This is a genomic window from Flavobacterium psychrotrophum (assembly GCF_003403075.1).
GTDB classification, from domain to species: Bacteria; Bacteroidota; Bacteroidia; order Flavobacteriales; family Flavobacteriaceae; genus Flavobacterium; species Flavobacterium psychrotrophum.
This window is the reverse complement of record NZ_CP031557.1, coordinates 1,055,342-1,080,253: the sequence shown is the minus strand read 5'-3', so window position 1 is coordinate 1,080,253 and position 24,912 is coordinate 1,055,342. Positions and strand designations below refer to the sequence as shown.

Annotated in this window: 18 protein-coding genes and 1 pseudogene; 13 read left to right on the top strand and 6 right to left on the bottom strand. The window is 41.3% G+C overall.

The window, feature by feature from the left end:
* Window positions 1-80 precede the first annotated feature (80 nt).
* From DYH63_RS04720 to DYH63_RS04680, 10 genes and pseudogenes are all read left to right on the top strand, one after another.
* On the top strand, window positions 81-2,492 hold the full coding sequence (locus DYH63_RS04720) for an ABC transporter permease (RefSeq protein ID WP_116787720.1): 2,412 nt from the start codon (window positions 81-83) through the stop codon (window positions 2,490-2,492).
* Between the two features lie 2 nt (window positions 2,493-2,494).
* Complete coding sequence (locus DYH63_RS04715) at window positions 2,495-4,918, top strand: ABC transporter permease (protein WP_116787719.1); 2,424 nt, start codon at window positions 2,495-2,497, stop codon at window positions 4,916-4,918.
* A gap of 18 nt (window positions 4,919-4,936) precedes the next feature.
* Window positions 4,937-7,351, top strand: coding sequence for an ABC transporter permease (locus DYH63_RS04710; RefSeq protein ID WP_116787718.1), 2,415 nt, complete (start codon window positions 4,937-4,939; stop codon window positions 7,349-7,351).
* A 2-nt stretch (window positions 7,352-7,353) separates the two neighbouring features.
* On the top strand, window positions 7,354-9,780 hold the full coding sequence (locus tag DYH63_RS04705; protein WP_116787717.1) for an ABC transporter permease: 2,427 nt from the start codon (window positions 7,354-7,356) through the stop codon (window positions 9,778-9,780).
* 79 nt (window positions 9,781-9,859) lie between these two features.
* The gene (locus DYH63_RS04700) at window positions 9,860-11,185 is read left to right on the top strand and encodes a TolC family protein (protein WP_116787716.1); all 1,326 of its coding nucleotides are present in this window, start codon (window positions 9,860-9,862) and stop codon (window positions 11,183-11,185) included.
* A 637-nt stretch (window positions 11,186-11,822) separates the two neighbouring features.
* Entirely contained in the window at window positions 11,823-12,668 is an 846-nt protein-coding gene (locus DYH63_RS04695) for a DUF6929 family protein (protein ID WP_116787715.1), read from the top strand.
* A gap of 299 nt (window positions 12,669-12,967) precedes the next feature.
* The gene (locus DYH63_RS04690) at window positions 12,968-13,486 is read left to right on the top strand and encodes an RNA polymerase sigma factor (RefSeq protein WP_116790736.1); all 519 of its coding nucleotides are present in this window, start codon (window positions 12,968-12,970) and stop codon (window positions 13,484-13,486) included.
* Window positions 13,443-14,249, top strand: a pseudogene (locus DYH63_RS21820) (carboxypeptidase-like regulatory domain-containing protein); the annotation flags it as partial. The gene DYH63_RS04690 and the pseudogene DYH63_RS21820, both read left to right, overlap by 44 nt.
* 483 nt (window positions 14,250-14,732) lie before the next feature.
* Window positions 14,733-16,622, top strand: coding sequence for a YfbK domain-containing protein (locus tag DYH63_RS21545; RefSeq protein ID WP_439952039.1), 1,890 nt, complete (start codon window positions 14,733-14,735; stop codon window positions 16,620-16,622).
* Window positions 16,623-16,903: 281 nt separating this feature from the next.
* Entirely contained in the window at window positions 16,904-17,908 is a 1,005-nt protein-coding gene (locus DYH63_RS04680) for a hypothetical protein (RefSeq protein ID WP_162926930.1), read from the top strand.
* A gap of 59 nt (window positions 17,909-17,967) precedes the next feature.
* Here the strand turns inward: DYH63_RS04680 and DYH63_RS04675 are convergent, their stop codons facing one another.
* The gene (locus DYH63_RS04675; protein ID WP_162926929.1) at window positions 17,968-18,465 is read right to left on the bottom strand and encodes a hypothetical protein; all 498 of its coding nucleotides are present in this window, start codon (window positions 18,463-18,465) and stop codon (window positions 17,968-17,970) included.
* Window positions 18,466-18,748: 283 nt separating this feature from the next.
* Between DYH63_RS04675 and DYH63_RS04670 the strand changes: the two genes are divergently transcribed.
* Window positions 18,749-19,540, top strand: coding sequence for an SRPBCC family protein (locus tag DYH63_RS04670; RefSeq protein WP_116787711.1), 792 nt, complete (start codon window positions 18,749-18,751; stop codon window positions 19,538-19,540).
* A gap of 52 nt (window positions 19,541-19,592) precedes the next feature.
* On the opposite strand, the gene DYH63_RS04665 is transcribed toward DYH63_RS04670, so the two are convergent.
* From DYH63_RS04665 to DYH63_RS04655, 3 genes are read right to left on the bottom strand one after another with little or no spacing between them, the layout of a single operon-like run.
* Complete coding sequence (locus DYH63_RS04665; protein WP_116787710.1) at window positions 19,593-20,054, bottom strand: NUDIX hydrolase; 462 nt, start codon at window positions 20,052-20,054, stop codon at window positions 19,593-19,595.
* A complete protein-coding gene (locus tag DYH63_RS04660; protein WP_116787709.1) occupies window positions 20,051-20,701 on the bottom strand; it encodes an EcsC family protein in 651 nt (216 codons plus the stop codon). Before DYH63_RS04660 ends, DYH63_RS04665 begins: the two co-directional genes overlap by 4 nt.
* Before the next feature lie 60 nt (window positions 20,702-20,761).
* Window positions 20,762-21,028 (bottom strand): hypothetical protein, encoded by a 267-nt coding sequence (locus tag DYH63_RS04655; protein WP_116787708.1) that lies wholly within the window; start codon window positions 21,026-21,028, stop codon window positions 20,762-20,764.
* A 147-nt stretch (window positions 21,029-21,175) separates the two neighbouring features.
* Between DYH63_RS04655 and DYH63_RS04650 the strand changes: the two genes are divergently transcribed.
* A complete protein-coding gene (locus DYH63_RS04650; RefSeq protein WP_116787707.1) occupies window positions 21,176-21,388 on the top strand; it encodes a hypothetical protein in 213 nt (70 codons plus the stop codon).
* Window positions 21,389-21,442: 54 nt separating this feature from the next.
* Here the strand turns inward: DYH63_RS04650 and DYH63_RS04645 are convergent, their stop codons facing one another.
* A complete protein-coding gene (locus tag DYH63_RS04645) occupies window positions 21,443-21,868 on the bottom strand; it encodes an Hsp20/alpha crystallin family protein (protein WP_116787706.1) in 426 nt (141 codons plus the stop codon).
* Window positions 21,869-22,113: 245 nt separating this feature from the next.
* Here DYH63_RS04645 and DYH63_RS04640 point away from each other — a divergent pair, with 245 nt between their 5' ends.
* The gene (locus tag DYH63_RS04640) at window positions 22,114-23,298 is read left to right on the top strand and encodes an acetyltransferase domain-containing protein (RefSeq protein WP_116787705.1); all 1,185 of its coding nucleotides are present in this window, start codon (window positions 22,114-22,116) and stop codon (window positions 23,296-23,298) included.
* Window positions 23,299-23,675: 377 nt separating this feature from the next.
* Here DYH63_RS04640 and DYH63_RS04635 read toward each other — a convergent pair whose 3' ends face one another.
* Complete coding sequence (locus DYH63_RS04635) at window positions 23,676-24,767, bottom strand: AI-2E family transporter (RefSeq protein WP_240409059.1); 1,092 nt, start codon at window positions 24,765-24,767, stop codon at window positions 23,676-23,678.
* Between the last annotated feature and the right edge of the window lie 145 nt (window positions 24,768-24,912).

The following is a 24,912-nucleotide window of genomic DNA, read 5'->3' as shown; positions in this document are numbered from 1 at the left end:
CGATGGATATTTAGACATTAGGGTTCTGACTTTAATTATCGGCTACTTTCAATCATCAATCAAAAAATCAATGCATTACCATGTTAAAAAACTGGATAAAAATATTCTTGTACCAGGCAAAGAGAAATAAGGTATTTACTGCTCTTAATACGCTGGGGCTTAGCCTGGGCATTGCCGGGCTGGTATTTGCCATACTGTACTGGAACGATGAGCATTCTTACAACGCCTGGAATCCTGAAAAAGAAAAAGTGCACCAGGTACTAAGTCATATAAACGACGATATGATATGGGCACACAGTGTGTATCCATTGGCTAAGTACATGAAAGATATGCCTGAGATAGAAGAGTTTTGCTACCTTAACAACTGGTATTTTGATGAAATAGTGCAATACGGGCAAAAAAAGGAAAAAATAAAAATTCTGGATTCCCAGCCCAACTTCTTTTCATTATTTCCTTTTGAGTTTATTCGTGGTAATGCTAAAACAGCCCTGCCGGATAGTGGCAGCATTGCCATTAGCGATGAGGTTGCAACCCGTCTTTTTGGCGATCAGGATCCTATAGGAAAAACTATAAAATACAGTGGCCGCCAGCTGGTGGTGCGTGGTGTATACCATATTCCCGGTAAATCGTCTTATTCGCCCGCAGCAGTTACCAGCCTTATTTATGAAACACGCCTTAAAGGTAACGAAGACCAGTGGGGTAACTTTAATTTTTGCCTGCTCCTAAAAGTAAAACCACAAAATGCAGCCGGTGTTCAGAAAAAACTGGAAGGCCTTTTTATGGAGTATAAAACAAAGCCGTCTGCTAAAGAAGAAGGTATTGATCTGGAGGAATACCTTAAGGCAAACCCTCCGTTTAAAATATCACTGGAAAAGCTGGCCGATGCCAGGCTGCACTCTATTACAGAGGGTTATCCTGAAGGGCGCGGCAACTACCAGTTTTTACTTATTATGGCAGGGCTGTCTGTACTTATACTTATCCTATCGATAACTAACTATATAAACCTTGCCACAGCTAATGCTATTAAAAGAGCTAAAGAGGTGGGCGTGCGCAAGGTACTGGGAGCCGGCAAAGGCAACATTATAAAGCAGTTTGTATTCGAAACCATAATAATTACCATCACAGCCTTATTGCTGGCACTGGTAATAGTAGAGCTAGCACTACCCTTTTATAACGATTTTTTAAATAAAACACTGGTACTAAACAGCAGCCTTTTTTATATGCAACTTGTTATTACGTTTATAATAGTGGTAGTTACCGCAGGTATTTTACCGGCTGTTTATGTCGCAAATTTTGAAACATTAAATGTACTACGGGGCAACTTTACCCGTAGCAAAAGCGGTGTATGGGCGCGCAATGCGATGCTTGTAGTACAGTTTGCCATAGCTTCGTTTTTTATTGTGGGTTCTTACATCGTTTATGAGCAGGTAAGCTTTATGGCAAACAAAGACCTTGGCCTTAGTGGCGCGCAGGTTATTAATGTTGTTTACCGTAAAGTGCACAATGACAGTACAAGCATAATTTTTAATAATTATGATAGGGTAAAACAGGAAGTCAAAAAAATACCGGGGGTAATAAATGTTAGCGGTGCAGCATTTTCGTTGGCCGATGGTGCTGCATCATCTTCCGGGTTTACCTACCACAATAAAAACATACAGGCACAAAACATGGCCATGGATTTTGAATTCATAGACATGATGAAGATAAAAATGGCCAGCGGTCGTAACCTGTCAGAGAAGTTTGCTTCTGATACCATAAGCAGCATGATGATAAATGAAACGGCTGCCAAAATGATGCATGAAAAAGACCCCATTGGCAAGATAGTAGACTGGAATAGCCAGAAACTTAAAATTGTGGGTGTAGTTAAAGATTTTCATATGTACGGGCCACAGGCTCCTATACCTCCTATGTCGTTTTTCCATTTAAAAACCGTCGACTGGATGCTTTATAATATGGATAAGATGTACATAAAAGTTGACCCAAATAATATAGAACAAACCCTTGCAGCACTTGATAAATACTGGACTGCAAAAGTAGATACCGAATATCCTTTTCAATATGAATTTGTAGATAAGGCTTATGAACGCACCTATCAGTCGTACATAAAACAGCGCAACCTGTTTTCGCTGCTCAACATAGTGGTAATATTTATAGCACTTGTAGGCCTTTTTGCACTGGCAAGTTACAGCATACAGCGCCGCATGAAGGAGATTGCGATCCGCAAAACACTGGGTGCCGAAACCGGTACACTGCTTAGGGAGCTTTCTAAACAGTACATTATATTCTGTATCATTGGCTTTGCCATAGCTTTTGTACCTGCCTGGATGCTGCTGGATATGTGGCTCGATAATTTTGCATTCCGCATACCGGTATCTGTTATCCCATTTGTAGTTGGCTTTGTAGTACTTATGGTCCTAACGCTTACTGTGGTGCTATCGCGCGCTTTTATAGCTACGCGCACCAATGTACTACCTTACCTTAAAACCGATTAGCAATGCTAAAAAACTGGATCAAGATATTTTTATACCAGGTAAAGCACAACAAGTTCTTTACCGCGCTTAATGTGCTGGGGCTTAGCCTGGGTATTGCAGGGCTGGTATTTGCTATATTGTACTGGAACGATGAGCAAAGCTATGACGCGTGGAATCCGGATAAGGATCGTATTTTTTTACTGGTAAACCAGGTAGATGACCACGTGTTCTGGACATCGGGCACAGCTGCAATGGGGCCAAACCTGGCTAAGAAATCGGCCGAAGTAGCATCGTACTGTTACCTTCAGGATCATTACCGCAACGACAACATTGTATCGGGCAATAAAAAAGTATACTTTACAAAAATCCTCAATGCACAACGCAATTTTTTTGAGTTCTTTCCCTTTGAATTTTCAGAAGGTAACAGTAAAAAAGCACTGCCCGATGAAAACAGTATCTGCCTTTCTGAAGATGCCGCAAAAAGCCTTTTTGGCGACGCACCGGCTCTTGGTAAAGAAGTATTATATTCGGGTACAAAACTTGTGGTAAGGGGTGTTTACAAGCTTAATAAAAAAGCATCTTACCAGCCGGCAGTTGTTATAAGCCGGCTTGATGCTACCCTAAAAGAATTAGAAAGCCAATGGGGCAATTATGAGTTTGCGCTATACATAAAAGCTAAAAAGGCCTCAGACCAAAATGCAATACTAAAGCATATAAATACGCTTAACTATGACAACCTTACTACGCGCCTTGCCAAATTTGAAGGTATTACACCTGAAGAATTTGTAAAAAAGCACGGCGGGGCGAGGGTTTCGTTAGAGCCATTGTCAGAAGTACGCCTGCATACAAAAACTGATGGCGTAGCCGAAGGTAAAGGCAACTACCAGTTTTTAGTAATTATGATGGGGCTTAGCATACTTATACTGGCATTATCTATATTCAACTATATAAACCTTGCTACCGCAAACGCAATAAAGCGTGCTAAAGAGGTAGGCGTACGCAAAATACTGGGCGCAAGTAAAAACAATATCGTGTTTCAGTTTATTACAGAAACTACCGCTATGGTATGTATCTCTATAATGCTGGCACTGGTTATTGTAGAGCTGTCACTGCCCTACTACAATAACTTTCTTGATAAAGACCTGGCTATAAACTCCGGTGCATTCTTTTTGCAGCTTACGGGCATACTGCTTATTACCGTAGTGGCTGCCGGTATTCTGCCCGCTATCTATGTATCAAACTTTGAAACGCTTAATGTGCTTAAGGGCAATTTTAGCCGTACAAAAACAGGTATCTGGCTGCGCAACGCCATGCTCGTATTACAATTTGCAATAGCCGCGTTTTTTATCATTGGGTCGTATGTGGTATACGAGCAAATTAACTACCTCAGCACTAAAGATCTTGGCTTTAAAGGTGAGCAAATAATAAACATATCCTATCGCAACATTTACGGCGATGCTATAACAGATGATATGAGGTACAACAAGTACCTCTCAATAAAAAGCGCACTACAAAACATAAAAGGTGTACAACAGGTAGCCGGCGGTACTATCCACTTTGGCGAAGGCGCTTCTACTACGATCGAATACCGCTATAAAGATGAGCGTATAAGCGGTGACAATATGAGTATTGATTTTGGCCTGACCGAAATGATGAACATCAAACTAAAAGAAGGCCGGTTTTTAAGTGAAAAATTTGCATCGGATACTATTGACAATATAGTGCTTAATGAAGCCGCCGTAAAGCTTATGAAAGTAAAAAGCGCTGTAGGCAAAGACATAAACTGGGACGGTAAAATGATGAAGGTTGTGGGCGTTGTTAAAGACTTTAATATCAACGGACCCGATAAAGCCATACCACCCATATCAATATTCCATTTTAAGAACATACGCTGGATGCTGGGCGTGTTCCAAAACATTTACGTAAAAGCTGATGCTGCAACTATGGACCAGACTGTAGCTGAAATTGAAAAATACTGGTTAAGGAACGTAGATCCTGATTATCCTTTTACCTACGATTTTGTCAACAGGGAGTATGCACGCAGCTACCAGAATTATGTTAAGCAGCGCAACCTGTTTTCCCTGCTTAATGTTGTGGTTATAGTTATAGCCCTGTTTGGATTGTTTGCACTGGCATCGTACAGCATACAGCGCCGCATGAAGGAAATTGCCATTCGCAAAACGCTGGGCGCCGAAACTAAGGTATTACTCAGGGAACTGTCTAAACAGTACATACTGTTCTGTATCATTGGCTTTGCCATAGCATTTGTACCGGCCTGGATACTGCTTAACCACTGGCTTGATAATTTTGCCTTTAGGATACAGGTATCTGCATTGCCGTTTATAACAGGCTTTGTTGTACTTATGGCACTTACCCTTATTGTAGTACTCAGCCGGGCTTATGCAGCCACTCGTGTAAATGTGCTTAAATATCTTAAGTACGAATAACCCCTAACCAACTAAACCATGATAAAAAACTGGATCAAAATATTTTTATACCAGGTAAAGCACAACAAGTTCTTTACTGCACTTAATATGCTGGGGCTTAGCCTGGGCATTGCAGGACTGGTGTTTGCTATACTCTACTGGAACGATGAACACGAATACAACGCATGGAACCCGGAGAATGAACATGTATACCAGGTAATAAACGACCTTGGGAACCAAATGGTAACCCAACAAAACGTATCTGCCTTAAGGCCTTATCTTAAAGATGTGCCTAATGTAGAAGATTACTGCTACCTGAATTGCCATTATCGCCAGGAAATGGCTGAGGTGAATGGTAAAAAGGAACCGATTAAAATGATAAACGCCCAAGGCAACTTTTTTTCGTTCTTTCCATTTCACTTCATTGCCGGAAACGGAAAATCTGCCCTGCCGGACGATTCAAGTGCAGCACTATCTACCGTAGCTGCTGAGAAACTCTTTGGCACTACAGATGTAGTAGGAAAACAATTTGTATATGCAAAACACACCGTTATAGTAAGAGCCGTTTACGAGATTCAGGGAAAATCGTCATTAGAGCCCGAAATGGTTATTAATACCCTGGAGGCCGACCTTAAGAAAGAAGAATCAGAATGGGGAAATTTCGGGTTTGGGCTATTGCTTAAACTCAAAGATCCTGCCGGTGCGCATAAAGTAGAAAAAGCCATAGAGCAATTGTACTATGAGTATAAAACAAAACCGTGGGCAAAAGAAGAAGGTATGTCTACCGAAGATTTTGAAAAAGTAAACGGAAAAACCATTGTTAGCCTGGAGCAGCTTAAAACAGCAAGGTTACACTCTGTTGTAGAAGGGTATGCCCAAGGCAAAGGCAGTTACCAGTTCCTTATCATCATGGCAGGGCTTTCTGTATTAATACTTGTACTTTCTGTAGTTAATTATGTAAACCTTGCCACAGCTAATGCCATTAAAAGAGCTAAAGAAGTGGGGCTGCGCAAAGTACTGGGCGCATCAAAAGCCAATATCGTTCGCCAGTTTATTTTTGAATCGGTATTAATGACAATTGGCGCAGTAGTACTGGCGCTTGTAATTGTAGAGCTTACATTGCCTTTTTACAACAACTTTTTAAATAAGACACTTACCCTTAGCACCAGCCAGTTCTATCTTCAGCTTACTGCAATTTTTGTAGTAGTGGTGGTTATGGCAGGTATATTTCCATCAGTATATGTATCTAATTTTGAAACGCTTAATGTGCTTAAGGGTAACTTTAGCCGTAGTAAAAGTGGTGTATGGCTGCGCAATGGTATGCTTATTATGCAGTTTGCCATAGCATCATTCTTTATAATAGGCTCTTATGTGGTATACCAGCAGGTTAACTTTATGAGTACTAAAGACCTTGGCTTTAAAGGCGAACAGGTAATAGAGGTAAGGTTTAAAAGGCCTGAAAGCGCGCCCGATCCTAAGCAGTTATTGTCTGTATACAGCACAAATAAGCAGGAACTGCTTAAAATAAAAGGTGTAAAGCAAGTATCATTAGGTTCTTTTAGTTTTGGCCAATATGCTAATACTACTTCCGGATATACTTATAAAAATTCGCGCATACAGGCGCAGGACATTGCTATGGACTTTGGCCTTTTAGAAATGATGCACATAAAGATGGCCAGCGGCAGGACACTTTCAGATAAATATGCTTCAGATACCATTAGCTCAATACTTGTGAATGAGGTAGCTGCAAAAATGATGAAAGAAAAAAATCCGGTAGGAAAACAAATAGACTGGAACGGGCATCACCTTAAAATTGTAGGCGTGGTAAAAGATTTTCATATTTCGAGCCCGCAAACTACCATACCTCCCATGACGTTCTTTCATCCTAAGACCATCGACTGGCTGCCGTTAGTAGTAGACCGCTATTTCATTAAAGTTGACCCTGATAATATGGAAGATGCCATTGCCGGCATAGAAAAATTCTGGATGCAAAAAATAGATCCTGAAAATCCGTTTAAATACGATTTTGTAGATAAAGGCTTTGCGCGTACTTATGAGAGCTATGTAAAACAGCGCAATATGTTTTCGTTGCTTAACATTGTGGTTATTGTAATTGCATTATTCGGTTTGTTTGCTCTGGCATCATACAGCATACAGCGCCGCATGAAAGAAATTGCCATACGCCAAACGCTTGGTGCAGATACTAATGTACTGCTCAGGGAACTGTCTAAACAATATGTGGTGTTTTGCCTTATAGGGTTTATCATAGCCTTTGTACCTGCGTGGCTACTGCTCGATAAGTGGCTCGATACGTTTGCTTTCCGCATACAGGTGTCTGTGCTGCCTTTTATAACCGCTTTTGTACTGCTAGTGGTACTTACCCTTATAGTAGTGCTCTCAAGGGCTTATGCTGCTACACGTGTTAACGTGCTTAAATACCTTAAATATGAATAGCCATGGTTAAGAACTGGATCAAAATATTTATATACCAGATAAAGAACAACAAATTCTTTACCGCGCTAAACCTGCTGGGGCTTAGCCTGGGAATTGCCGGGCTTATATTTGCCATACTGTACTGGAACGATGAGCACAGCTACAATGCACAAAATCCTAATAAGGATAATTCTTATCTTGTAGTGTCAGACCTGGGCCCGGGTATGATATGGGGAGCAAGTGCCGCGCCGCTTGGCCCCCGCATTGCCGCTGAAATACCGGAAGTTACAGAACATTGTTATATGAACACCTGGTATCTTAACGATGTGATAGCATATAATGGCAAAAAAGAGGTAGCGACAAAAATTATAGACGCACAGCCAAACTTTTTTAATTTCTTTCCTGCTAAATTTATTAAGGGTAACCCACAAACAGTGCTTACCCCAACGTCTATAGCACTTTCAGAGCCATTAGCACTACAACTATTTGGCACAGATAATCCTATTGACAAGCAGGTTAAATATGTAGACAAAACCCTTACTGTAAAGGGGATTTACAAGATAGAAAGCCGTTCCAGCTATATGCCCGATGCCGTAATAAGCGGCATCGACGCAAAGTTTAAGAACGAAACCCAATGGGGCAATTACAGCTGGGGACTTTTTGTAAAATTAAACGATGTTACCAAAGCAGAAACAGTAAAGCAGAAAATAGAAAACCTATATTATAATTACAATACCAAAGTAAGCGCCGAAAAAAGTAACATTAGCCCCGAAGAATATATAAAACTGTACGGGCAGACAAAGATAATACTCGAACCAATTAAAGACCTCAGGCTAAAATCTGTAGTTGAAGACATGCCCGAAGGCAAAGGTAACTACCAGTTCCTGCTTATAATGACCGTACTGTCTGTACTGATATTAACAATGTCTGTAGCTAACTATGTAAACCTTGCCACAGCAAATGCCATAAGGCGCGCAAAAGAGGTTGGCGTACGAAAAATACTGGGTGCAGGTACCGGAAACATTATCAGGCAATTTTTATTTGAAACGGGAGTACTTACACTGTTTGCCATATTACTGGCGCTTGTAATTGTAGAAGTTTCGCTACCTTATTATAACATTTTTCTGCATAAAAACCTCCAGCTTAATAATGGGCAGTTCTATGTGCAGCTTGCGGCTATTTTTATACTCGTACTTGTTGTAGCAGGTGTTTTTCCAGCGGCTTATGTCTCTAAATTTGAGGCTATCCAGGTACTAAAAGGCAACTTTGGCCGTAGTAAAAAAGGCATTTGGCTGCGCAATGCCATGCTTGTAATACAGTTTGCCATAGCATCATTTTTTATAATGGGCTCTTACATTGTTTATAGCCAGGTACACTACCTTACTACTAAGGACCCCGGTTTTAGCGCGGCACAAATAGTTAATATTTACTACCGCAACCCGTATGATTATCATGTAGAAGGCTATAGAAAAGCCATCGCACAAAAATATGAACATATAAAAGAACGCCTTAGCAAAGTAAAAGGTGTACAGCAGGTTGCTGCCGGTACTATAGATGTGGGCAGTAATGGCGGGTTTCTTAGCGGATATACTTATAACAGCACAGAGTTGTCGCTACAAAATATGGCTATCGATTTTAACCTGCTTGAAATGCTTAAAGTAAAGATAAAAGAAGGCCGTAGCCTCTCAGAAAAATTTGCTTCTGATACCGTAAGTTCAGTATTGCTTAATGAAACAGCCGTTAAAATGCTTGGCATAAAAAAGCCGTTAGACGACTACATTTATTTTGACCAGAGTACTAAGCTAAAAATTGTGGGGGTGGTAAAAGACTTTCATGTTAGCGGGTTACAGGAAAAAATACGCCCTATGGCCTTTATGCACTATAAAAGCATGGACTGGATGCTGCAAAACGCCCATGCCCTGTATATAAAAACAAATCCGGGTGAAACAGAGAGTGCCCTTGCCGATATACAACAGATCTGGCTGGAAGATATAGACCCTGACTTTCCATTTACCTACAACTTTGTAGACAAAAATTTTGCCCGCACTTATGAGCAGTACATACACCAGCGCAACCTTTTTTCGTTGCTGAATATCCTTGTTGTCACTATAGCCTTGTTTGGGTTATTTGCACTGGCATCCTACAGCATACAGCGCCGCATGAAAGAAATAGCCATTCGCAAAACGCTGGGTGCCGATACTAATGTACTATTAAAAGAACTGTCTAAACAGTATGTAGTATTTTGCATTATTGGCTTTATCATCGCCTTTGTACCCGCCTGGCTCCTACTGGATAAGTGGCTCGATAATTTTGCATACCGCATCAGCATTTCATACCTGTCGTTTATTGTTGGCTTTTTAGCGTTGCTTGTATTAACGCTTGCCGTAGTACTGGGCCGTGCTTATGCTGCAACAAGGCTAAACGTCCTGGCTTATCTTAAGTACGAATAAAAATTTAAAGTTAGTTATAAACCCTGATGGCCTGCGGGCAGTATAATACTTCCCGCAGCGCCGTTAACCCCTTAGCATCATGAAAAGCCTTATTGCTTATAGTATCCTTTTGTTGTTCTTTCAGCCTGTAGTTGCACAACAGGCCTGGACATTGCAACAATGCCTGGAAACGGGAATGAAAAACACGCCCGACTTCCAGTTGCGCCAGCTCGACATATTGAGTGCCGAAACTACCCATCGCAGTCCCATTATGGAGTACCTGCCACAGGTAAGCGTTAACGGGCAGCACAGCTACAGTATAGGCTCTACCATAGACCCTGCTACTAACACGAGGGTGAGCAGCAACATACAAAGCGATAACTTTTCGCTTAGCGCGGGTATGGATCTTATAAACTTTAATGTGTTTACCGTGGCACGCCGCAACAAAATTGCGGTGCTTAAGGCAAAAGCCGATAAAGAGGCTACCGCTGCGGAGTATTCGCTATCGATACTGGAAAATTTTTATAACATCATCTACACCCAGGACCTGCTCAAGATACAGCTTACCCAGTTTGAGAATGCAAAGTTTAATCTTGCCCGCATAGAAAAAGAGGTAGAAATAGGCAGCAGACCAAAAAGTGACCTGTATGATATGCAGGTAAGCTATGCACAGGAAGATAACGCCATTACCACAACAACCCAGCTTTTATATAACCAGAAGCTTACCCTGCTGCAACTAGTGAATGTTACCGATACCACACCCGATGGTATAGTGCTGCAACACACATTACCAACACAGTTTGCTGGCGCTAACTTTGCGACCCTGCTCGAAAATGGGTACAAAAACTATCCCAAAATACAGTCGGCACAACTGGCAGCAGAGGTAGCCCGCAAAGAAGTAACCATGAAAAAGAACAATAACCTGCCGGTACTGTCGGCGTTCTACACCTATTCATCATTTTATTATTTACCGCTAAACCAGCCGGGGGCGCCTAATGTGGCACCGTTTTTTACCCAACTCGATAATAACAAGAATCATTATATAGGTGCACAGCTTAGCATCCCCGTTTTTAACGGATTGCGCAACCACCGCGACGTACAGCTTGCCCGCCTGGAGTATGACAAACGCAACATAGAAACCGAACAGGAAAAAATAAAACTACGCCAAACCATAGAGCAGGAAACTGCCAAGCACGAGCAAAACCTGCTGCTTGCCACCAAACTGGAAGATACCCGCGCCTTTGCACAAAAGTCATTTGAAACCACGCAGTCTAAATTCAGGAGTGGGATTATAGAGGCCATTACTTTTAGCGCTTCTAAAAACCAGTTGCTTACCGCAGAGTACAACCTGCTTAAGGCAAAAGTAACTACAGAATATACAGCGCTTAAGCTACAGTTCCTGGCTTTTAACACGTTTACAGATTAGGAATTTTACCACAAGGTTCACCAGATTTTTCACTAAGTACACAAAGCTTTATGTAGCAGCCTTATGATACTTTGCACCCACTAAGTAAAAATTAAACCGGCTGATATACATAATTTAATATGAGCTCAATTTAAGCGAATCATAAGATATTTAACTTCTAAATTTATACCTACAAGGTTGAAGTCACAGGTGTTCGGAAGACTAATTTTGCCAGTTAGAGAGCCCCGGAGGGGCGACATATTTATAGCAATTGTACCGTCAGAGTGAGCAGAGCTCCGGAGGAGCGGCATATTTTATGAAATTATGTGCCGTTCCTCCGGAACTCCTGACCATGCCCTACAATCATTTTCTATAGACATGCCGCTTCTCCGAAGCTGAATAGGGTTATTTGGATAGTCAACTAACTCTTAAAAATCTTCCGAACACCTGTGTTTTCAGGACCTTGTGTGAACCCTAAATTAACCTGCAAGGTTTTTGTAACCTTGCAGGTTTTGAAAAGAAAAACAACACCTTAACTCGAACTCACGTTAATTTACATAAACTAATAGCCCGTGCACAATACCGTCACGGGCTATTTTGCGTTATCTTTATCTTTGTAACAAACACAAAGCCCCGCAAAGGCTTCAAAATATAAGATATGCAAAAGTTTACGCTGGAACTCCTGTTCCGCATTATAGGTATTGGTTCGGCTTCAGGCCTTATATATAATAATGGCAGCCTGTACCTGGTTTCAGACAACAGCCACATGGTATATAACTATAACATTGATGCCAAAACACTCGATAAGACATCGCTTGTAAATAAAGACTATACCGGCCCGCTGGAAAACATACCAAAAGCCGATAAACCCGATTATGAAGCTATTGCCATAAAAAATGACAGCCTGTACCTTTTTGGATCAGGATCGGCAGACAACCGTAACCTCATCGGGCATATCAACATCAATACTAAAGAGCTGTATCCGCACATTGATGCCGCCGACCTGTATCTTGCCATGCAATCGTTTGGCGAAACAGACCCGCAGGATTTTAATATCGAGGCGGCTGTAAATGATGGTGATACCTGGTACCTCTTTAACCGTGGCAATGGCCCCAAAAGAAAGAACGGCATCTTTACCCTGACGGGAACGCTTAATAACACAGCATTCCAGATTATTTACAACCCTATTAAGCTACCAAAAATAAACGGTATCCAGGCTGGCTTTACAGATGCTACACTGGCAAACGGTAAGCTGTACTTTATAGCCGCTGCCGAAAAAACGTCTTCAACGTATGATGACGGAGAAGCCGCGGGTACGCTTATTGGCAGGCTTAATATTGAAAAAATGAAAGTCGAAAAAACTGCAGTGATCTCTGAAACGCATAAATTTGAAGGTATTACCCTGTACAAAGACCTCGATAAAACCCTTGAGTTTTTACTGTGCGAAGACACCGATGACGATGCTACCGAAACGGATATATATAAGCTTAGCTTTAAGAAGTAGTCTTCATCACCAACTCTATCGTGTAGACACAAGCATTATATTAAATAAATCCTGCCTATAGTCCTCACCCCCAACCCCTCTCCGAAGGAGAGGGGAGCCAACGAACGGGTACAGTTTGAATTAGCACTCACATCAAATCATAAGAGTGAAGCTGCTGCCTCTCCCTTGGGGAGGGGAACTGAATACTGATCACTGAAAACTTTTTTCTCCCCTCTCCCAACCTTTTGCTAACATTTCTGCTCTATACATAAAAGAGACATATTGTGATAGAAGAAACACTCATAACAGCATGCAGAAAAATGCACCGCGACGCGCAGCGGCAGGTGTATGACCTTATGGCTCCAAAGCTGTATTACACCTGCAAGAGGTACCTTAAGAGCGAGGAAGAGATAGAAGAGGTAGTGGCCGATGCCTTTTATACCATCTTTACCAAGCTGGACCAACTTAAAGAAACAAAAGCCTTTGAGGCATGGGCACGCAAAATAGCCGTAAACCTGTGCCTGCTTTCGCTAAAGCGCAATGTAAATTTTAATATTTACATAGAAGACATGGGCCGCAAGGACGAACCCCAGCAAGCCCAATCGGCCGGGCTTGAGGAGGAAGACCTGCTGCACCTGCTAACGTACCTGCCCGAGGGTTGCCGTACCGTTTTTAACCTGTTTGCCATTGAAGGCTATTCGCATAAAGAAATAGCCGCAATGCTCCATATTAGTGAGGGGACTTCTAAATCACAATTAAATGCCTCCCGCAGCAAACTGAAGGAATTAGTAAACGATGTTTATTACCAAAACGAGAACAGCCATGGAAAATCACGATAAAATATATACCCAGTTTAAAGAAGCATCCGGCGCACAGGAGCAAAAGGGCTTTGACCGCATGGAGGCGGTATGGAACCGCGTAGAAGAAAAACTCGACCGTAAAAAAGAACGCAAGGCCGCCATTTGGTGGAAATATACCGGCATAGCGGCAGTAATGTTGCTGTTTGTAACTGTTGGGCTGTTTATGCTACAGCCTGATAATGCGATAGCGCCTAAAGCAATACCTGCAAATAATGTAACCGTTATAGATACCCAAAAGGTAAAAGAAACTTTTAACCCTGAAGCAGTTGTACCTGCTGAAAAACAGGAGGTGGTAACGAACGAACCAAACATTAAGAGTGAAAACAATTCATTCAGAGTCAAATCTAATAATTCAAAAAAGGTAAATGATTCTGTATACTTTCTTAAAAATGCAAGGTTCACTACTTCAAAAAACGATGATCCAGAATATTATCTCAGTGCAAAGAAAATAAAATTTGTACCGGGTACAAAAGTTGTGAGTAGCCCTACTCCAGGCAGTTTTGTCATAACCGATAGTGTCATTAAAAGCAATGCTAAAGGTGGTGCTACTGTAGTGTACACAGGTGTTGTTACATCTACAGATGACGGGCTTCCGCTTCCGGGTGCTAATGTAACGGTAAAAGGTTCGCCTACAATTGTACTGACAGATATGGATGGTAAATACTCTATAGAAGCACAGAAGGGCAGCATACTTGAATTTAACTATATCGGCTTCAAACGTCAGGAAGTTATGTTGGCAGATCAACCTGATGTAACCGTAGCATTAAATTCTGACAGTAATACACTTAGTGAAGTAGTGGTAGTTGGCTATGGTACACAGACAAGGCGTAATGTAACCTCTGCTGTTACATCCGTTACGGCTAAAATTATCTCCAGGGAAAGCCGCCATGACCGAAAAGAACGCGAAAAGCAGGAAAATACAGCCGCTAAAGAAGCTATGTATGCTTCGCCGGCCACAGCGGTTACCACCGTGACGTCTAAAACTATTCAAAGCAGGCCAAATGCAAGCTCTATAGAAAGCTTACAGGGACAGGTTCCGGGACTGAATATAACCCCAGGCGATGAAATTTCATTTAATACGAAAACAAAAAAAGCCAGAGTCTGGAATTCCACAACTGATCAAGGAGAGTTTAAGATTGCAGGCAGCGTTACAAAGGATTCTGATAAAGAAGCCAACGATTACAACTATTACAGAGGAAATGTATATCAAAAAAATAAAACAGAAATTAACAATGATCCAGCACAGGCACTTCAGGGCAGGACAGCCGGGTTAACAATAAAACCTGCTAATGGGCAACCGGGAGCAAATAGTGCTATTGCTATAAGAGGTATTAATACTCTCAATCCTAATCAGGAGCCACTATATGTTATTGATGGTGTACCAATGGACAGTGCCAGTGCAAGAAGTCTCAACTCATCCGAAATAAAGTCGATAACCGTATTAAAAGATGCCAGTGCTACCGCCATATACGGAAGCCGCGCAGCTAATGGGGTTATTATTATGAACACTAAAGACGGTAAGGGGCTATCTGCTAAAGAGCGTCGCAAAATGAGACGTGAACAACGCAAAGCTTCTAAAGAAGCAAGTGCTTCTCAAAAAGATTTTGAAAAGGCACAGGAAGAACAGCGCAGAGCAGATGAAGCCGAAGAGCGCGAACGTCAGAACGCTTTTGAAGCAGAGCAAAAACGCCGTATGACCGAAAAGATAAAAGTAGACCGGGAGGAGTATGAAAGCTTTGAAGAAAACAAGTTTGAAAACCCTGCTACTGCCCCACTTTCTACTTTTTCTATTGATGTAGATAATGCAAGTTATACCAACATTAGGCGCTTTATAAACAATGGCGAAACGGTACCTAAAGATGCGGTGCGTGTTGAAGAAATGATCAATTTCTTTAAATACAGCTACCCGCAGCCTACCGGTAAAAATCCGTTCTCGATTAATACTGAGTACAGCGATTGCCCGTGGAACCCGCAGCACAGGTTGCTAAAGATAGGCCTTCAGGGTAAGGATATACCTCAGGCAGAACTTCCCGCCAGTAACTTTGTATTCCTTATTGATGTATCCGGCTCTATGGACGCACAAAATAAATTGCCACTGCTTAAAGAGAGCATGAAGATACTGGTAAAACAAATGCGTGCCAAAGACCGTATAGCCATAGTGGTATATGCCGGTGCCGCAGGTATGGTACTGCCATCAACCAGTGGCAGCGATAAGCCTGCAATTATTGCAGCACTTGATAAGCTAAGCGCTGGTGGCAGCACGGCAGGTGGCGCGGGTATAGAACTGGCGTATAAAACCGCACAGGAACATTTTATAAAAGGAGGCAACAATCGTGTAATTCTCGCTACCGATGGCGACTTTAACGTAGGCGCATCATCTGACAAGGATATGCAAACTCTGATCGAAGAGAAACGTAAAAGCGGCGTGTTCCTTACCTGCCTTGGCTATGGTATGGGCAACTATAAAGACAGTAAGCTTGAAACACTTTCTGATAAAGGAAACGGCAACTACGCCTATATTGATAATATGGACGAAGCAGACCGATTTTTAGATAAGGAGTTCCGCGGGTCGATGTATGCCATCGCAAAAGATGTAAAGATACAGATAGAGTTTAATCCTAACCATGTGCAGGCCTACCGCCTTATAGGATATGAAAACCGCAAGCTGCGCAACGAAGATTTTACTAATGATGCCATAGATGCCGGCGAACTGGGTAGCGGCCACACTGTTACGGCACTGTATGAGATAATTCCGCCGGGTGTTAAAGATGACTTTACAACGGCTACAGATTTAAAGTATAGTACAGTACAACCCACAGGTACTAAGTACAGTAGCGAACTGGCTACCGTAAAATTCAGGTACAAAAAGCCTGACGGCGATACCAGTACTGAGATGGTTCAGATAATTCCTGATACGGCACAGCCGTTAATGAATGCTACGGGCGACTTTAAATTTGCCGCTGCTGTAGCGTGGTTCGGGCTTAAGCTGCGCGATAGCAACCTGGTGCCAAACAAAGATATTGAGGCCATTAAAAAACTGGCCAAAGAAGGCCGCCTGAGCGACCCGGAAGGGTATCGCGCTGAGTTTATAAGGCTGGCGGGACGTATAGAATAATTTTTAGTTCAGGTTTAAGTTAGATAGAGGTTGGCAAAAATTGCCAACCTCTTTTTTATACCAAATGAAAATATAATATCGTTCAAATATTTTTTCTCGCCAAGGCGCCAAGACGCAAAGCTTTGCGTGACATAAAATAGTAGAAAAAATCAGGCTAAGATATATTAACAAATGGCATAATATCTTTATAAAAGTAAAGTGAAAAGAATGAGAGTATATTAAATATGCAAATGGTATTATTTGTTAAATTTCAATATATTTGTGCACCAACTTAACTAATTATGATGAAAACTTTATCTTTTATTGGCGGTGCTATATTAATATTCCTGCTTTTTGCTTTTGGCATACCGGTAGTAACTTATGAGGGCGCGCCCATTTTCTTTTCTATACTGGGAGCTTTGGTTTGTAGTATTTTGCTTGCTATAGCCGTTGGAAAAATAGTACCAAAACCAAACAACAGCGAATATAAAGAGCAGGCACAACAAGACCCTACAGGTTGCTGGATGGCGGTAGCGGGCGTTGTCTTTTTTATAGGGTTTTGCTGGTATTTTATTGCTAACGGTAACAGCCGCCGCGAAGATGAACTAAAACAATTTGGCACATATACGGTGGCTACCATAAGCGATGGTTCATCGGGAGGGAGTGGCAGTATCCTTACCCTGAAATTTCTGAATAAAAAAGACGAAAAATGTACTGTAAACTTTGACATCAGCGGGCGTGACTTTGGCAAATTTTATAAAGACCAGCAATTGCCCATTATTTATTCTGAAAAGAATCCATCTATAATACAGCCGCTTTTTGATGATAAGGACTATGCAAAATATACGGGTACAAAGGTGCGCGATATTGCCATTAAAGACCTGCAACACCTTTACACATTAAAAACTCAAAAGGAGATTACGGCATACCTTAACTCTGTAAACCACGAGTGGAAGTATGACTATTTACAGCAGGACAGTAGTGATTTGTACTTAAATGAATTTAAGGCGATAGGTATCAAAATTAAAGGCGAAAGGATAAGCTATATCTTAGACGAAGCTAATGTGAATGTATTTGACAGCCAGTTAAAAGACGCAGGTTTTGAAGAGTTAGAAACAGGAGAAAAACTATCACCAAAAGAGCAGCTCATCATGCAAACCATGCGCCGTGAGCATATTTTTATTACTCATAATTATATGGCCGTGATACGCAATGAACAAATGGAACCTATGGAACGCAAAAACAGCGACGACATTACGTTTAAAGTCCCTCGTCAGGTAACTGTAATTACTTTACTCAAAAAATAAAAAAAGTCCCGCAAGCTTTAAAGCTTACGGGACTTTTTAGATATAATAGCAGTAGTTTATTAATTGCTTGTAAGCGCTGTGGGCTCGGTAACTTCTGGAGGAGCACTAAACATGGCTGTAAAAAAATTGTTGAGGCACTCCATGTTTTGCTGAGCAATACCATCAGTTTTTACTGTTCCTTCATCCATAAAATATTTTTCGGCGGGGTTTGCCATAGTCTTCGCCTGCATGGGTCCGTATTTTTCTATGATCTTCAGGTTACGCACTTTTACTACATAACCCGCAGGATCTGTAAGTATTGTAAATTCAAATTTTACAGGGTTTTCCATAAGGCCGGTACCGCCCTCGCAGGTGTTTTTAACCTCAAGGGCTTTACCCCTGTATAGATTATCCATAAAGCCCGCAACTTTAAGGTTTGGTGTCCTGTCTAGTATGGCAACAATATTGGCATTTTCTGCACTAAACGATTTTTGCCAGATGATGTCTTTTCCATCGGCCTTAAACCCGGTCTGTGCCAAAGCGGGTAGGCAAAACAATAGTAGTAGTAACTTTTTCATGGCTAAGTTTTTTTAAAATTCCGTCAGACTGATCCCCAGATACAGCCTGACAGAAGTGTGTTTTCTTTTATGTAAAATTACCATAGAGCACAGGCACAGCAAAGAAATTTAAGGCTTTTACAATAACTTTATGATGAATACATAATTAATGGTTAAAAAAGCTATGCGCGCACAATAAACCAAACTAAATTTATAATTGCATTAAGAGTATTTTACCATAGCCTTACGACTTTTACTTCGTGCAAAGCCGTAATTTCATGACTTACAACTAATAACAAAAATTATGGGACTTACTGCAAACCACACAGCAAAAAGAAATTTCAGCAAATATGATCCGTCGGGTACCGATCCTAACCGTTATGCATCTGTCAGCAATGCTACCGAAGCTGATAGTTACCTGCATAAAGGTAAAAAAAGCATTGTGCCGGGGCTTCGTGTTAATGTAAGCACTCCCGAACGAATTTTAATGATACTGGCAGGCGGTTACCTGCTGTACCGCGCCTTTAAAAAAGACGATAAGCGTAAAATAACCGAAGGCATTACCGGCGGTACTATGTTGTTTAGGGGCATTAGTGGCTACTGCCCTGCCTATGATGCTATAGAAAATACACAGGCAGCTAAAGGCGAAAACATAGTAATAAACACATCGCTTACCATAAACCGCCCTGTAGATGAGGTTTATAATACCTGGCGACAACTGGAAAACATCCCCATGTTTATGAAACACCTGGACAGTGTAACACAAACTGACGAATATATAAGCGAATGGAAAGCTAAAATACCCGGTGGTTTAGGCACTACGGTAAGCTGGACTGCTGAAATATTGATGGATGAACCCAACAAACTTTTAAGCTGGCACTCTATACCGGGGTCTACCGTAAATAATAACGGTAAGGTAAGATTTACTGATCTTGGAGACAGTACCGAAATTGAGGTAACCATATCGTACCACGCGCCGCTTGGCAAACCGGGAGAAGCTGTTGCAAAATTATTTAGTCCGTTGTTTGAAGGCAGGCTGCAAAAAGACATCGAAAATTTTAAGGAATATATGGAGACGGGGGTATTGAGTGAATAAAAAAATAGCCAAAAAATTACAAAGCTGTATCTCTGGATACAGCTTCTTTTATTTACATACTTTTGATTAACTGCAAAGCCTCATCTAAAAAAGCAACCTGTCGTTCGTTAATAAGGGTAACAGCTTCACTATAAACAAACCAGCCCGCTTTATCTACCTCCGGAAAAGATTTTGCTTTGCCGGAACGTGGCGGCCATTCTATTTCAAAAGTATTACAGGTTATAGCGTTAGCATCAAGGTTACCCTCAGCAGCCCAGCAATGTACTTTTTTACCTGCCTTTTGTATTACTGCAGCCAGTAGTGCAAATGGAGGTTGTGGGCTATACCCGGTTTCCTCGGCAAATTCCCGCTGGGCACATGCGAGCAAATCCTCATCGGTATTGGGTTCGCCTTTAGGTATTGTCCACCAGCCTGCATCTTTTTTAGTAAAGAAAGGCCCGCCGGGATGCACCAGTAAAAACTCAGGTTCAGCCCCTGAGAGCCTGTATAATAATATCCCCGCGCTTACTTTCATTCGGTTATGGTATAACTGGCATCTGTATTTCTAAAATAGTTTTCGGCTGCTTCGCTAAACTTTGACATGGTAGTGTAATTAAATACCCCGCCCACAGCTGCGCCTATGCCAAAAGGTATTAAAGTACCCAGTGCCACGCCTCCCCTTTTAGCACCATATTTAACAACCAATTTGCGTCCTATTTTTTGGTTCATACGGTTACGGATACGATCTGTAATATGCTGGTTAAAATGCTCCACGGTAATTTTGTCGCCCAGCGCAAGTCCCGCTTTCTCCGGTACCACTACCCCACTCCATAAGCCTAAAACCACGGTAAAGCGTTCGTCGAAATTCCCCTTGGTGTCCTGGCCATAAATAAGCCCCATACCATAGCATAATGAAGACATAAGCCGAAGCATAACCAGTACATCTGCCGAAATGGTTCCGGCCTCCAACGCTATTTGCGCCACAGTACCCAGCCCGGGTATTACCCCCGGCAAAGCACCTACAACGCCTATCGAAGTATATTTTCTACGTATTTGCGAACGGTATAAAGCAGCCAGTTCTTTTGCGCCCCTGCCGGGGTTATGGCTGCGTAAAATCTCTATGTCGCGCTTTACATCTGCAAATGGCGGCATGAGTTTTTTTATGAGGTCGTTAAAATCCATCACCTTAAAGTTAAGGATTTTTGTTGTGAAATTCTTAATTTCTATTACAAATCTGCAATCTCAATCGCGTTCAAACCTCCTGTTAAGTAGCTTATCTACAGGATATTTATCAAGGTATTTTTCTAAAAGTTTACCTTGCTTAAAACTAAGCCGCCACAAAATCTTATTAGTCAGCACATTGCACCACAACTCTACATAAAAATTATCTACAGCATACAGCAATTTCTTAACATGGCCTTCTATACAGCCATCAATCAGTTCTCCGCTTGCCCAAAGGATGCGATCCTGTTCTTCCTCATTCAGTTTCTTATATTCATACAGTTTCATACGCCTAAATTACAAATATTTCAAATTCGGAAAACGACTAAACCATGTTTTAACACGCTTAACTTTAACGGTTTATTATGAATGGCTTGGCAAAAATTAATATTTGAAACCCTGAACTTGCACCCATAACCTGAAAATGAAACGATTATGAGGCTGCTACTATTATTCCCTACTGTTTTGATACTTTCTATCGCAGGATACAATCTTTTTAATGAGTTGGAATCTGGACAAATATACTTTATGGCAATAGCCCTGCACGCCTCTGTTACAGCACTATGTGTATTATCGCTTGTGTATTTGCTGCGTTCCGCTTTTAAGCCCGAATATATAGAAACTGAAAATGAACTGGTTACAGAATAGAAAAAGCGCCCCATTACAGGGCGCCTTCTCCAACCAATTAACCAATCATCATCATTATGAAATCTCTATCGCTCTTTTTGCCTTAGGCAGTGCTTCCTCTTTTTTAGGAAGTGATATTGTTAAGATACCATCGTTGTAAGCGGCATTAATGGCCTCATCATTAATAGTATCCGGCAATGTAAATACTCTTTTAAACGAACTGTGCGTAAACTCTTTACGGGTATATTTACCTTCTATCTGCTCTGTGGCTTCTACCTTTACTTCAGCCGAAATAGTTAGCTTACCATTATCTGCTTCAATGTTAAAAGCTTCTTTTTTAAAGCCAGGCACTACTAATTCAACCTGAAAATTATTTTCTGTTTCTTTAATGTTTACAGGCGGTATAGCGCGTTGTTGCAATTGTGTACCTCCTAAAATATCTTTAAAAAATTCGTCCATTGTGTTAGGAAATGCCGCGTGGTTTCTTCTTACTAAGTTCATGTGTTTATTACTTTTATATTGTTAGAAATCTTATTGATTTGTTTAGTAATAGTCAAGTTTTATACCATCGTAAAAAACAATGACAAAATGACGTTTTTACAGACAAAAAGACAGTTATAATAAATAAACACCTCATTTTCAATGACAAAATTTCAGGTAAAATACGCCCAAACATCCATAATTGTGCTTAAACTAACCATCAGTCAAACCATTTCATTACATTTACGGTCATTAACCAATGACTTATGGACACCATCAAAAAACGGATACTAAGCATCGACATACTGCGTGGTATCATCATGGCGCTAATGGCGCTGGACCATACCCGCGATTACTTTCATATTGATGCCGTAACACAGGACCCGTTAAATCTTGAAACCACTACACCCATACTGTTCTTTACCAGATGGATAACCCACTTCTGCGCCCCTGCGTTTGTGTTTCTGTCCGGAATTTCAATCTACCTGCAAAGCCTTAGAAAAACAAAGGAAGAGCTGGCTAAATTCCTGCTTACACGCGGGTTATGGCTAGTCTTGATGGAACTAACCATTGTAGGCTTTGGGTGGAGTTTTAACCCATTTTTTAATTTCTTCTTTTTACAGGTCATCTGGGCCATTGGGTGGAGCATGGTAATACTCTCTGCATTAATACTTTGCCCCTACTGGGTTGCTGTTGTAACGGGAATTGGCATTACACTCCTGCACAACCTTACGGACTATTATACCTACCCTGACCCTGAAGCACATACAGCTTTTAACTTCCTGCTAATGACCGACTTTAGCCTGTACAAAGTAGGCACTGTGCAAGTAATGGCCGGGTATGCCATACTACCCTGGACAGGCATTATGTTATTGGGCTACAGCATAGGCAAATGGTTTAATACACAAACAGTTACACCACAGCTACGTCAGCGCAGGCTGGTATCTGCCGGGCTGTTGCTTATTACTTTCTTTGTATTATTAAGAATTAACAACAGCTATGGCGACCCCAAACACTGGAGCGAACAAAAAGACACGTTATTTACCTTATTATCAATACTCGATGTTACAAAGTACCCACCATCTCTGGCTTATGCCTGCATGACCTTAGGCCCTGCATTACTGGCACTTGCAGCGCTGGAGAATGTACATATCAGGGGTATTTACAGTATAATGAATACGTTTGGGCGTGTACCGTTCTTTTATTATATGCTTCACATATATGTAATTCATTTACTGTGTGTTGCGCTATATTTTATACAGGGTTTTACTGCCGACCAGCTTTTTACGCTTCCGCAGAATTTTGGCTTCCGTCCTAACGAAAATTTCGGGTTTAATCTTGGGTATACATACGTGGTTTGGATAGGGGTTTTGGTGCTATGCTATTTTCCGTGCCGATGGTATGACCGATATAAAAGCACGCACAAAAAATGGTGGCTGAGCTACATCTAAAATTTAACATTTTGCACTCAAAACCTGCTATAGCAATTTAGCAGGTTTTAGATTTTCCACATTCTGTAATTTTATTTCGCGTTTTTTTTCAGTGCGGAGTATTTTCAAAAAATACCATACCTGATTTTCAGTTGTTTGATTTTTAAAAAGACTGAAAATTCCGGATGTAAAAATGTATATAATTTACAGCGTTTACTGAAAGAGTAAGTTCAGTACAAGTTAAGACTTTTGTTAGGCAACGAATTTCACAAATTTTCACAGATCACCGGCTTAAAATTTCTCACTCAATTATTTTGAACGGAAATGTTTCAGCCACGAACTTCACGAATTTTCACTAATTAGAATTTGTTTCAATTCGTGAAGTTCGTGGCTAAAAATTACTCCACAGGCAATTCTTCATCGGCAGGAATTTGAGACTGGGTGGCAGGTTCATCTTCTCCAAGCACCATGCCCCAGGGTTTAAGTCCGTCTACCCTGTCGAAAATTACTTTAGCAATGGCAATAACCGGTATTGCCAGGAACATACCTGTAATACCCCAAAGCATTTCGCCAAGCACCAGTCCAAGTACCGCCGTAAGCGTGTTGAGCTTTACTTTACTACCTACAATTTTTGGCATAATATAGTTGCCATCAACAAGATGTATGCACACAATGGCAATAAATACAAACAGTACGTGCGCCGTGTCTCCGGTTGCAAAGGTTACAAGTACAGAGAGCAGCAGCGATATAAAAATGCCTACATACGGTATTACATTTAGTATGCCCGTAAGCAGGCCAAGCAAAAAGGCGTACTTAATACCCAGCAGCATAAACGCCGTACAGGTTAATACAGATACTATAGCCATTTGCAACAACAGCCCCACAATATATTTACGGATGATGTATTGAATGCGCTCTACAACCTCATACACTACCGGGCTGTGGTGGTCGCTAAACAGCGCTACCACAAAGCGCAGCAACAGGCTGCGGTGCATGAGCAGGAAAAATGTATATAAAAAGATAAAAACCAGGAACAATAATGATGATGATAACGAAAGTAACGTTGTACCTATCAGCTCTGTACCGTGGCCTAAAGCGGTTTCGGCGGTTTGGTTAATGTAGGCGGCCTGCTGTCGGTTATTAATATTAAACGATTCTGATATCCAGTGCTGCAACCCTTCCAGCGACACCATAAGCTGTTTTTGGAAAGCAGGGAGTTCCTGTGCAAATTCAGACAGCTGGCTACCCAACAGCACCACAAGTCCGCTAACCGCCCCTATAAGCACAAGCAATACCACAAATGCCGCCATAGCCCTCGGAAACCTGAGCTTACGCTCTAAGAATCCGGCAAACGGTATCAGCAGCAGCGCAAACAACAATGCTATAATTAGCGGAGCCAGTATACTTTTGCCCAATACGGCAATAAGGCCTATGGCAAGGATACTGATGCTAATGTGCGCAAGCTTTGTATAAAACGGAGTGGATTTCATGATTCAGGCATTTCTGTAAAATTATAAATTTCAGATTATGAATTAAGAATTTTACGAGAATTTTACCACAAAGGCCGCAAGGAAAACACAAGGAACACAAAGCTTTGTGTACAAATATTATCTATGCAGCTTCGTGTTCCTTGTG

Bases quoted from the DNA above. Each gene is read 5' to 3' on its own strand.
- DYH63_RS04720 (WP_116787720.1), top strand. From the start codon at position 81: ATGTTAAAAAACTGGATAAAAATATTCTTGTACCAGGCAAAGAGAAAT.
- DYH63_RS04715 (WP_116787719.1), top strand. From the start codon at position 2,495: ATGCTAAAAAACTGGATCAAGATATTTTTATACCAGGTAAAGCACAAC.
- DYH63_RS04710 (WP_116787718.1), top strand. From the start codon at position 4,937: ATGATAAAAAACTGGATCAAAATATTTTTATACCAGGTAAAGCACAAC.
- DYH63_RS04705 (WP_116787717.1), top strand. From the start codon at position 7,354: ATGGTTAAGAACTGGATCAAAATATTTATATACCAGATAAAGAACAAC.
- DYH63_RS04700 (WP_116787716.1), top strand. From the start codon at position 9,860: ATGAAAAGCCTTATTGCTTATAGTATCCTTTTGTTGTTCTTTCAGCCT.
- DYH63_RS04695 (WP_116787715.1), top strand. From the start codon at position 11,823: ATGCAAAAGTTTACGCTGGAACTCCTGTTCCGCATTATAGGTATTGGT.
- DYH63_RS04690 (WP_116790736.1), top strand. From the start codon at position 12,968: ATGCACCGCGACGCGCAGCGGCAGGTGTATGACCTTATGGCTCCAAAG.
- DYH63_RS04680 (WP_162926930.1), top strand. From the start codon at position 16,904: ATGATGAAAACTTTATCTTTTATTGGCGGTGCTATATTAATATTCCTG.
- DYH63_RS04675 (WP_162926929.1), bottom strand. From the start codon at position 18,465: ATGAAAAAGTTACTACTACTATTGTTTTGCCTACCCGCTTTGGCACAG.
- DYH63_RS04670 (WP_116787711.1), top strand. From the start codon at position 18,749: ATGGGACTTACTGCAAACCACACAGCAAAAAGAAATTTCAGCAAATAT.
- DYH63_RS04665 (WP_116787710.1), bottom strand. From the start codon at position 20,054: ATGAAAGTAAGCGCGGGGATATTATTATACAGGCTCTCAGGGGCTGAA.
- DYH63_RS04660 (WP_116787709.1), bottom strand. From the start codon at position 20,701: ATGGATTTTAACGACCTCATAAAAAAACTCATGCCGCCATTTGCAGAT.
- DYH63_RS04655 (WP_116787708.1), bottom strand. From the start codon at position 21,028: ATGAAACTGTATGAATATAAGAAACTGAATGAGGAAGAACAGGATCGC.
- DYH63_RS04650 (WP_116787707.1), top strand. From the start codon at position 21,176: ATGAGGCTGCTACTATTATTCCCTACTGTTTTGATACTTTCTATCGCA.
- DYH63_RS04645 (WP_116787706.1), bottom strand. From the start codon at position 21,868: ATGAACTTAGTAAGAAGAAACCACGCGGCATTTCCTAACACAATGGAC.
- DYH63_RS04640 (WP_116787705.1), top strand. From the start codon at position 22,114: ATGGACACCATCAAAAAACGGATACTAAGCATCGACATACTGCGTGGT.
- DYH63_RS04635 (WP_240409059.1), bottom strand. From the start codon at position 24,767: ATGAAATCCACTCCGTTTTATACAAAGCTTGCGCACATTAGCATCAGT.